The 9456-nt window shown below is 60.4% G+C and carries 11 protein-coding genes; 4 read left to right on the plus strand and 7 right to left on the minus strand.

What is annotated here, in order from left to right; genetic code table 11:
* Positions 1-4: 4 nt before the first annotated feature.
* Positions 5-493 (plus strand): YHS domain-containing protein, encoded by a 489-nt coding sequence (locus I8J34_RS17825; protein WP_144179907.1) that lies wholly within the window; start codon positions 5-7, stop codon positions 491-493.
* Positions 493-1269 carry an HD-GYP domain-containing protein gene (locus I8J34_RS17830; protein WP_230411893.1) on the plus strand — a complete coding sequence of 259 codons (777 nt, stop codon included), beginning with the start codon at positions 493-495 and terminating at the stop codon, positions 1267-1269. Before I8J34_RS17825 ends, I8J34_RS17830 begins: the two co-directional genes overlap by 1 nt.
* A 110-nt stretch (positions 1270-1379) precedes the next feature.
* On the opposite strand, the gene I8J34_RS17835 is transcribed toward I8J34_RS17830, so the two are convergent.
* The 6 genes from I8J34_RS17835 to I8J34_RS17860 form a co-directional block, all read right to left on the minus strand.
* Positions 1380-1625 carry an SHOCT domain-containing protein gene (locus I8J34_RS17835; RefSeq protein ID WP_230411894.1) on the minus strand — a complete coding sequence of 82 codons (246 nt, stop codon included), beginning with the start codon at positions 1623-1625 and terminating at the stop codon, positions 1380-1382.
* Positions 1626-1718: 93 nt separating this feature from the next.
* Positions 1719-2102: a c-type cytochrome gene (locus I8J34_RS17840; RefSeq protein ID WP_230411895.1), complete on the minus strand. Its 384-nt coding sequence runs from the start codon at positions 2100-2102 to the stop codon at positions 1719-1721.
* A 206-nt stretch (positions 2103-2308) separates the two neighbouring features.
* Positions 2309-2785, minus strand: a complete 477-nt coding sequence (locus tag I8J34_RS17845) for a hypothetical protein (protein ID WP_214362941.1) — start codon at positions 2783-2785, stop codon at positions 2309-2311.
* Positions 2786-2910: 125 nt separating this feature from the next.
* Positions 2911-3435 carry a cupredoxin domain-containing protein gene (locus I8J34_RS17850; protein ID WP_370661891.1) on the minus strand — a complete coding sequence of 175 codons (525 nt, stop codon included), beginning with the start codon at positions 3433-3435 and terminating at the stop codon, positions 2911-2913.
* A gap of 51 nt (positions 3436-3486) precedes the next feature.
* Positions 3487-4431, minus strand: coding sequence for a copper resistance protein B (locus I8J34_RS17855; RefSeq protein ID WP_214362942.1), 945 nt, complete (start codon positions 4429-4431; stop codon positions 3487-3489).
* Between the two features lie 26 nt (positions 4432-4457).
* On the minus strand, positions 4458-6299 hold the full coding sequence (locus I8J34_RS17860) for a copper resistance system multicopper oxidase (RefSeq protein WP_144179899.1): 1842 nt from the start codon (positions 6297-6299) through the stop codon (positions 4458-4460).
* Positions 6300-6473: 174 nt separating this feature from the next.
* On the opposite strand from I8J34_RS17860, the gene I8J34_RS17865 reads away from it, so the two are divergent.
* Both I8J34_RS17865 and I8J34_RS17870 read left to right on the plus strand, forming a co-directional pair.
* Entirely contained in the window at positions 6474-7157 is a 684-nt protein-coding gene (locus I8J34_RS17865) for a heavy metal response regulator transcription factor (protein ID WP_144179897.1), read from the plus strand.
* Complete coding sequence (locus I8J34_RS17870) at positions 7154-8539, plus strand: heavy metal sensor histidine kinase (protein WP_214362943.1); 1386 nt, start codon at positions 7154-7156, stop codon at positions 8537-8539. Before I8J34_RS17865 ends, I8J34_RS17870 begins: the two co-directional genes overlap by 4 nt.
* Before the next feature lie 460 nt (positions 8540-8999).
* Here the strand turns inward: I8J34_RS17870 and merR are convergent, their stop codons facing one another.
* Entirely contained in the window at positions 9000-9443 is a 444-nt protein-coding gene (gene merR, locus I8J34_RS17875) for a mercury resistance transcriptional regulator MerR (RefSeq protein ID WP_214362944.1), read from the minus strand.
* Positions 9444-9456 lie beyond the last annotated feature (13 nt).

Raw genomic sequence — 9456 nt, forward strand, 5'->3', positions numbered from 1 at the left:
CGACATGAGCACACACACGCGCGTCAAGGATGTCGTCTGCGGCATGATGGTCGCCCCGGACAGCCACCCGACCGACTATCAAGGCCAGCCCTTTGCGTTTTGTTCGGCGCAGTGCCACGACCGCTTTGTCACCAACCCCCACCTCTACATTGGACGCCCCGGCCAGCCGGCCCCCAAGCAGCAAGGCTTGAAAGTGCTGAAGCGGCGCCAGTTCGTGCTCGACAAGTCACTTGACGAAAACCAGGCACAGGCTTTGCACGCCAGCATTAGCGCCATGATGGGGATCGAAACACTGGTCATTGAAGGGGCTCACATGAGCGTGACCTACGATTTGCTGCAAGCTACCGCCGAGCAGATAGAAGCGGTTCTGGCAGAGGCCGGCGCCCGGCTGGGCAACGGCTGGGCCGAGCGTTTGCGCCGTGGCTTCGTGCACTACACCGAAGAGTGCGAGATCGGCCAGCTGCAAGTTGGGCCACCCTCGGGCTGTCACTGATGACATCCGGACACGGCCGCCCGATGCAGTGCGCGTGCTGCGCGGCGGCGCTCAAGTCGAATCCAATCAATTCTGCGGGCGCGCCACCGCTTTGCGAGCGCTGTTTTCTTGAGCAGATTGACGCCATCCCGGCCAAATCCGAAGCGGCTTCGCACGCGGCTTTTGTCGAAGCTCTGGCCGAAGCGCTGGATCTGCGGGAGCGCGAAACCGGCCTGCACTCACGTCGCGTGGCCTGCCACACCCAGGTGTTGGCGCGCCAATTCACCGACGACGCGTCGGTGCTGCGGCAGATCTATTGGGGCGCACTTTTGCACGATCTCGGCAAGATCGGCGTCCCAGACCACATCCTGCTCAAGGCGGGCCCGCTCGACGCGGCCGAATGGGCGGTGATGCGTCAACACCCGGAGGACGGGTATCACATCGTGAGCCGCCTGCCGGACATGGCCTTGGCGGCGCAGGTGGTGTTGTGCCATGAAGAGCGCTTCGACGGCAGCGGCTATCCACACGGACTGGCTGGCAAAGCTATCCCCCTGGGGGCGCGCTTATTCGCGGTTATCGATACGCTTGACGCCATGACGTCGGACCGCCCTTACCGCAGCGCATTACCCTTCGATGCCGCCAAAGCGGAAATCCTGTCCATGGCTGGCCGCCAATTCGATCCGCTCGCCGTCGACGCCATGGTCCACGAAGAAGCCGCGCTACGCTGGATGGTCGGCATCAAATGTACACAATTCGAGCCCCCGCACACACCAGTCGAAGGCCGGGGCGACGCCTGACGCAAAACGATAGGCATCTCGACAGCGCCGAACCATAACGACGAAAGCCCCGCAGCCCTACAAAGGGGGCGAAGCCACCGCGCGAGCAGGCCGGCGTCGATCCAGCGACATCACGTTCCGATATCGCGCATCTTCTGCTCATATTCATCACGGCCGATTTCCCCTGCCGCATAGCGTCTTTTAAGTACGTCCTGCACGGTAGGCGCCTGCGCCGTATCATTGCTGGCTCGGGGACGCAGCAGGCGAGCGACAAGCATCACGACAAATACGATGACCAGGATCCAGAAAACCGCCATGAAGATCATACCGGCCCCCATATGGCCCCACCCCTGCCCCTCCATCATGTATGCCCACATCGCCTCTTTCTCCTTGCGCGGATCAGTCCGTGCGCTTCAGGCGGCAATCCTGCCGGCCGGTTGATGAGGCACCGGTGGTCGCGCCATGCGTCACTAGCGAATACCCGCCTTGCGTTGATGCATGCGGACGTAGGCCGTAATGTGGGCCACATCGTCGGGCGTCACGCCCGGCACGGCGGGCATGTCACCGAACTTCCAATGATGGGCGCGCGCGCCATTTTTTACGGCGAGCTGAAATGCCACATCGCCGTGATGCGAAGGCTCATAAACCCGATTCAGAAACGCCGGGCCTTTGTCGGTTCCGCTCAGATCGGCGCCATGACAGGACGCGCAATTTTTTTCGAACAACGGCTTTCCGGCGCTCGGATTCGGCATCAAGCCCTGTGATGGCTTCGGGACATCCCAGGCTTGCGCCGATGCGCCCACCGACAATGTGATCAAGATTGACAGCGTAGCAACGCTAAGGGCTTTCTTCATGCGAACGTCCTTTGAGATCATTGCCGCTGCCGGCCTGCACCGGGTGGCGGCGCTGAACAGCAGGCATGCGGTTTTGCATCAGCGTGCGCTTTCGCGTTTGATGCCATCCAACGGCGCAAACCGGCGACAAGACTGTTAAACCACTTCATGATTTCATGCTCCGGAAAAGGAGGTGACGCGGCGGCTCACCGCCGCCGCGTGCTCACTCATTTGGGCATCGGCATCGGCATCGGCATTTGTTGATTCGGCATTTGCATTGGTGTGCCACCTCCGGCGCCCCCCATGCGCTGCATCATCATTTGCATCATGTCCATGCGCTGCTCCATGTTGTGCATGCGAGCGCCCATGTCTTTCGGCATCCCGCCGCCACCCATCATGCCCATTCCACCCTGCATCATCGGACAGGCCATCATGCCGCCTTGCATGCCCTGCGCCATACCCATGTTTTCTCGCATAGTCTGCATATGCTCAGCCATGGCCTGCTGCCGCGCTTCGTCGGTCTTTGCCCCCGCCGCGCGCTGCAGTTGCCCCTGCATGATCTTGAGGTTGTCCTGCATTCGCTCAAGCATTGCACCAGCTGGCACCTCGGCCGCGGCCTGGTCCGGGTGGTGGCTTTGGTCGGCAAACGCCGGTACGGTCAAGAAGACAGACATGCTCAAAAGTGTCGTTGCCAAGGTTTTCATGATGGCGCTCCTGTTGAATTCCTGAGTTCAAGGCTACGCCGGCCATCTCGACAAAATGCTGACCTCAAGATGACATTGTTGTCATCTTGAGGTCAGCATTGCGGGACCTTGGAAGCGGATGACAACTATTCAGTCACTGTCACCTTGGCAATCATGCCGGCCTCCATGTGCCCGGGGATCAGGCAGGCGAAATCCACGGTGCCGGGTTTGTCGAACTTCCACACGACCCCGCCGCGCTGACCGGGCTTGAGCGTGACCATGTTGGGCTCTTCGTGCTCCATACCGGGGAATTTGCGCATCATCTCAGCATGGGATTTAAGATCGGCGATCGAGCCAATCACCATTTCGTGCTTCATCTGTCCCGTATTGCGGGCAAAGAATCGAATCGTCTCACCCGCCTTGACGGTGATCTCATCAGGCACAAAGTGCATGCTGTCGTCCATCAACACATCGATGGTCCGCACGACATCGGCCGGGTTGCCCGGGACGCCGATGTTTGCCGCGTGGTCTTCTGCATGAGGCACGTCATGCATGTGGTCGGCTTTTTTTTCGTGCATTGGCATGGCATGGCCGCCGCTGTGACTACCGGCAGCGATGGCGAACGCCGGTAAAAGACCGAAAGCGATCAGCGAAAGTGTTTTTTTCATCATGTATATCTCCAAGGGTTAGTTGCCACAAAGTCGCCGTATGACTCGGCGTTGTCAGAACCAGAAGCGCAGTCCCGCCACCCAACGGGTTTCACGGGTCGATGCGCCTTCGGCGCGTGCTAGATCGGCTGTCTGGCCAAACTTGTTGCTCCACTCCACTCCGATGTAGGGCGCAAACTGACGCGAGACCTCATAGCGCAGACGCAGTCCGAAGGTGGCGTCGGTCAGGCCACTGCCCATGCCATTGGCTTCATCCTTTTTGCCGTATACATTGATTTCGCCACGCGGCTGCAACACGAGGCGTTGAGTGATGGGGAGTTCGTACTCCGCCTCAACACGCAAGGCCGACCGGCCTTCGTTGCCGACGTAGGCTGTGGCGTCGAGCTCGAACCAGTACGGCGCAAGACCCTGAATACCGAACGCGAGCCAGGAGCGGTCCGGCCCCTCTCCGGTGTCGTAGCGCAGCCCGAGCTGTGCGTCCCAATAGCTCGCGATGGCGTGCCCCCAAAGCAGTTCGGTGCGGGCTTCTTCGAGGCGGCCGTTGGCATAGTCGCCTTCGGCTTTGACCACGAGACGATCGTAGTCACGACCAAACCAGGCTTGGGCATCGAAGGCCGTCGAGGTCGCGTCGCGGGTGTCGACCCGTTCGAGCCGATCGAGCAGCAGCGTACCGAAGCTATGCTCATCGGCGAGGCGAAGCTGACGCGGCCCGGCCAGGGCGTATTTTCCGCTGTCCAGGGTGTAGCCGCCCGAGTAGGCATGGGGGTCTCGCGCATCGGCCGGCGCTGAGCCGCCTTGCATGTTCATATCGCCGTGGTCCATGGCGTCCATCGGCATGGCGGCGGGCGCGGCAGCTTGTTTCATCGGGCTGGCACCGGACTCCGGTTTAGCGCCAGCCGCTTCCATAACGTGTTGGCCCTGCGCGCCGGCGGCGATGGCGAGCGTGGGGGCGGCACCCAGCACGAGCACAGATGCGGCGAGAATCGACAGTGTATTCATGTGTTTTCCCTGGCTATTCGATGTGTTCATGACACCACCACCTGGCGGAACATGCCCGCGTCCATGTGGAACATGAGGTGGCAATGCCAGGCCCATCGACCGAGCGCATCGGCGGTCACCAGAAAGCTGATCCGTTGCGCGGGCTGAACAGGAATGGTGTGGCGCCGCGCCTGGAAGGCACCATCTGCGGTTTCGAGCTCACTCCACATGCCATGCAGGTGCATGGGGTGGGTCATCATGGTGTCGTTGTGCAGAATCACCCGCACACGCTCGCCATAGCGCAGATGCACTGGCGTGGACTGGCCAAATTCCAGCCCATCGAGAGACCAGGCGTAGCGCTCCATGTTGCCGGTCAGATGCAGTTCGATCTCGCGCTCCGCACCGCGCGGGTCGATCGGGCCACCGACGGTGGACAGATCCGCGAGCGTGAGCACACGACGGCCGTTGTTGCGCAGGCCGATGCCGGGGTCGTCGAGGTTGGTGCGCGGCATGTCGACCCGCATGTCGGTACTCGGGCCGTATTCGGTGCGAGCATGGCGGACCGTCTGGCTGGCTTTGTCGAGCGGATTCTCGGCCATCGCGTGCTGGCTGTGATCCATCGCCATGGCGCCGTGGTTCATGCCGGGCATGTTGTGCTGCATCGGCATCGCCGCGTGGTTCATGTCCTTCATGCCACCGGCCATGGCGCTGTGGTCCATCCCGGCCATACCGCCCATGGCCCCCATCATGTCGGCCATAGTCAGCCACTCGACTTTGTCCAGCGCCGGCACCGGCGCAGTCAGTCCCGGCTGCACTGCCAGGGTTCCGCGTGCATAGCCGCTTCGATCCATGGCCTGGGCAAAGAGCGTGTAGGCGTCGTCCTTGGGTTCGACAAGCACGTCGTAAGTCTCGCCCGGCCCGAAGCGGAACTCATCCACCGTCACCGGCTCGACGTCGACGCCGTCCGACTGGATCACGGTCATCTTGAGACCGGGAATACGCACGTCGTAGAAGCTGTTGCCCGCGCCGTTGATGAAACGCAAGCGAACCCGCTCACCACGTCGGAACAGGCCGGTCCAATTGCCAGCCGGTGTCGTGCCATTCATCAGGAAGGTCAGCGTCGCGCCGGACAGATCGGCCAGATCAGTCGGGCTCATGCGCATCTCGTTCCACATCTTGCGTTTGGCGATGGCGCTTTTTAACCCGTCGGTAGACGCATCGCGGAAGAAGTCAGCCACCGTCGGCTGGTTATAGTTGTAGTAATCGCTCTGCGTTTTCAGCTTGGCGAAGACTTGCATCGGCGCTTCGTCGGTCCAGTCCGACAACTGGACGACGTAGTCGCGATCGGCACGTACCGGCTCGCCCTCGCGCGACTCGACGATGAGTGCGCCGTACATGCCGGTCAACTCTTGCATGCCGGAGTGGGAGTGGTACCAATATGTGCCGGTTTGCTCAAGCTTGAAGCGATACGTAAAGGTCTCGCCCGGCGCAATGCCGGCAAAACTGATGCCGGGCACCCCATCCATCTGATAGGGCAAAATGATGCCGTGCCAGTGAATCGAGGTGGCCTCACGCAGGCGATTGGTCACCCGGATGGTGACCGTGTCGCCCTCGCGCAAGCGCAAGGTTGGCGCGGGGATCGATCCATTGATGGTGGTCGCCATGCGCGGATTACCGGTGAAGTTCACGGGCGACTCGGCGACCACGAGATCGATTTCGGTTCCGCGCAACACCGGTGCAGCGCCGGTGACAGTGCTTGGGGCTCGGTCCGCCGCCGCGTGCAACAGCCCGGGCAGACCGGCAAGAACACCGCCGGCGGCCAGACCCTGAACGAATCGGCGACGATTCAGCGTGACAGGTATTCCTATGGGGGAAAAGCGTGCCGGCATGATGACTCCTGTAGGTTGACGACGTAGACTTCTGCGAGCCTTATCGTTTGGAACCGTCAGTCTGAGCAGCCCAGTCCGTCAGTCAGCTGACCTGCGCATTACATCTTTGTCATCTACGCCCGAGGCCCGCCGGCACTGGCACACTGCGCGGGAAACGAACAGGAGCGTCGAACCATGAAGGTATTGATCGTAGAGGATGAAACGAAGACGGGAGACTATCTGCGCCAAGGCCTGAGTGAAGCCGGATTTACCACCGATCTGGCGCGTAACGGCATGGATGGGCTGCATCTGGCGCTCACCGGGGATCACGACCTGATCATCCTGGACGTCATGCTCCCCGGCCTCGACGGATGGCAGGTGCTCGAAACCGTACGGCGCAGCGGCAAGGAAATGCCGGTACTGTTCCTGACGGCGAAGGATCAGGTTGAAGACCGTGTCAAAGGGTTAGAGCTTGGCGCCGACGACTACCTCGTCAAACCTTTCGCCTTTTCAGAGCTGCTGGCGCGGATTCGAACGCTCCTTCGACGGGGGCGTAACGGCACAGAGCCAACCACCTTGAGCCTGGCCGATCTTGAGCTCGATCTGCTTCGGCGACGTGTCACGCGCGCCGGAAAACGCATCGAGCTGACCGCCAAGGAATTTGCCCTTCTCGAACTATTGCTGCGCCGCCACGGCGAAGTGCTTCCGCGTTCACTGATCGCATCTCAGGTGTGGGACATGAACTTCGACAGCGACACCAACGTGATTGAAGTGGCGGTGCGCCGGCTACGCAACAAGGTCGACGAACCTTTCGAGCCCAAACTCATTCACACCGTCCGTGGCATGGGCTACGTCCTTGAAGCACCGGAGGTCGATTGAACACCAAGTGGTCGATCACGACCCGCCTCACCTCGTTGTTCGCGCTGGTGTCGAGCGGCGTGCTGCTTGCCTTCAGTGGGATCGTGATTTCCGCGATCGAAAAGCATTTCGTCGAACAAGACAAAGAAGCACTCCAAGGGAAAATCATCCTGATTGAAAGCGCGGTACGACGCGTCAGCACCCCCGACGCACTCCCCGCTTTAAGCCAGCTACTCCACGACGCCTTTGTCGGCCATGACGACCTGGTCGTTCTGGCATTGACGCCCGACGGCAACACCCTGCATGCCTCGACTGGCGTCAGCTTCCCCATCGACAGAGTCCGCCATGCAGCGTCGACTCAGAGCGCCGACACCTTTGACTGGCACGAAGGCGAACAAATCTTTCGGGGGCTCGCGAAAACGATACCCAGCAACATTCCGGGCGCCGAACCCATGGTAGTCGCGGTAGCGATCGACATCGATCACCACGCAACCTTCATGGTTCGCTTTGAAAAAACGCTATCCGCGTTGGCAACGACTGCCGCACTCGCTTGCGGACTATTTGGTTGGTTCGTCGTACGCCGCGGACTCGCGCCACTTCGGCTGCTGAAAGAGCAGGCCTCGAATGTCACCGCCAGCCGCCTGGATACCCGGCTGCCCGAAACATCCATACCGGTTGAATTGACTGGCCTCGTTCAAACACTCAACCAGATGCTCGAACGCCTTCAGGATGCGTTCAACCGGCTATCAAACTTCTCGTCAGACCTCGCACATGAACTCCGAACGCCCGTCACCAACCTGACAACACAAACCCAGGTCGCGCTCTCCCAGCCACGCGACGCGCAAGCATATCGAGAGACGCTTGCCTCGAATGCCGAAGAGTTCGAACGGCTATCACGCATGATTTCCGATATGCTGTTTCTAGCCAAGGCAGATCACGGCCTCATGCTGCCCTCGAGCGAAACCATAGAGCTCAAACAGGAAATCGAAGGGTTGCTCGACTTCTACGACGCCCTCGCCGAAGAGCGCCAAGTCACTTTGACGGTCGAAGGTCAAGGCCGCATCACCGGCGATCGGCTCATGTTGCGCCGGGCAATAAGCAACCTACTATCTAATGCACTACGACACACACCATCGGATGGTCGTATCACCGTTCGCATCCAAAGCACAGGCGCACGCACCCACCTCACCATTGAAAACACGGGTCAAGCTATCGCAGCCGTGGATATCCCCCACCTCTTCGATCGCTTTTATCGCGCAGACAAAGCCCGCACCCATTCCTCATCGGAAGGCACCGGCCTGGGCCTTGCCATTACAAAAGCCATTGTTTCAGCTCACAGAGGTAGCGTATCGGTGTCTTCAGACGCCGGCCTAACACGGTTCGATCTCGTTTTTAACGAATGACCCCAAGTACTTGCGAACAAGCGAACGACATGCTTTCGCCGATATAGCGGCGGCAAACGACGAGATAGCAGCCGTTCAGCTGAGTTGTAATCATCGGCTGACTTGGCCGACCTGCTGAAGTAGATCATCCGGCAGGTATCAGCGCGGAGCGGCCCGTCAAGCGGCTGGTTTGGAGAAGATGTGTCCGGCAGCTTCTGGCCGGTTGCTGAAGTTCAGTCGGCGCGGACTGGCCGGCAGCTCCGGCCGAGAACTTGTCATCCATGATTCGACGGCAGCTCGGCCTTTGCTGACCTTCGGTCGCAGTCCAAATCGGTCAGCAATGTGCCGGTCACCTGCCGTTTAGCCGCTGATAGTGATTGGTTGCCGCTTGTTAGGGCTACTGCCGAACCCGGCCCGATATTGCCATTCGACCTGCCACGGGCGTCTCATAAATAGAACGATAAAACACGCTAAGGCGTGGTCACCCGCGATTGTCCTGCTCCGATGCAGCGAGCTTCGTTCCGTCCTGTAATGACGCAATCAGCGGACAGGACACGTTCCCTTGCCGCGCGTGACAGGCGCGCACCAGTTCAGATAGCACGCTTTCCATACGCGCCAAATCGGCCATTTTCTCGCGTACGTCTAGGAGCTTGTGCTCAGCCAGGCTGCTGGCTTCCTCGCAATGGGTGCCGTCATCCAGGCGCAATAGCTCGGCGATTTCATCCAGGCTGAAACCCAGCCGTTGGGCCGATTTCACAAATCGCACCCGCGTCACGTCCGCGGCGCGATAGCGGCGAATGCTGCCATAGGGCTTGTCCGGCTCGGGCAACAAGCCCTTGCGCTGGTAGAACCGGATGGTCTCCACATTGACGCCAGCGGCCTTGGCAAAAAGGCCGATGGTCAGGTTTTCAAATTTGCTTTCCATGCTGCTTGATTCC

It is taken from the genome of Denitromonas iodatirespirans (genome assembly GCF_018524365.1).
In the GTDB taxonomy this organism is placed as follows: Bacteria; Pseudomonadota; Gammaproteobacteria; order Burkholderiales; family Rhodocyclaceae; genus Nitrogeniibacter; species Nitrogeniibacter iodatirespirans.

Coding starts and splice junctions, on each gene's coding strand:
- I8J34_RS17825 (WP_144179907.1), top strand. CDS start 5: ATGAGCACACACACGCGCGTCAAGGATGTCGTCTGCGGCATGATGGTC.
- I8J34_RS17855 (WP_214362942.1), bottom strand. CDS start 4,431: ATGAATACACTGTCGATTCTCGCCGCATCTGTGCTCGTGCTGGGTGCC.
- I8J34_RS17830 (WP_230411893.1), top strand. CDS start 493: ATGACATCCGGACACGGCCGCCCGATGCAGTGCGCGTGCTGCGCGGCG.
- I8J34_RS17850 (WP_370661891.1), bottom strand. CDS start 3,435: ATGATGAAAAAAACACTTTCGCTGATCGCTTTCGGTCTTTTACCGGCG.
- I8J34_RS17840 (WP_230411895.1), bottom strand. CDS start 2,102: ATGAAGAAAGCCCTTAGCGTTGCTACGCTGTCAATCTTGATCACATTG.
- merR (WP_214362944.1), bottom strand. CDS start 9,443: ATGGAAAGCAAATTTGAAAACCTGACCATCGGCCTTTTTGCCAAGGCC.
- I8J34_RS17860 (WP_144179899.1), bottom strand. CDS start 6,299: ATGCCGGCACGCTTTTCCCCCATAGGAATACCTGTCACGCTGAATCGT.
- I8J34_RS17835 (WP_230411894.1), bottom strand. CDS start 1,625: ATGTGGGCATACATGATGGAGGGGCAGGGGTGGGGCCATATGGGGGCC.
- I8J34_RS17845 (WP_214362941.1), bottom strand. CDS start 2,785: ATGAAAACCTTGGCAACGACACTTTTGAGCATGTCTGTCTTCTTGACC.
- I8J34_RS17865 (WP_144179897.1), top strand. CDS start 6,474: ATGAAGGTATTGATCGTAGAGGATGAAACGAAGACGGGAGACTATCTG.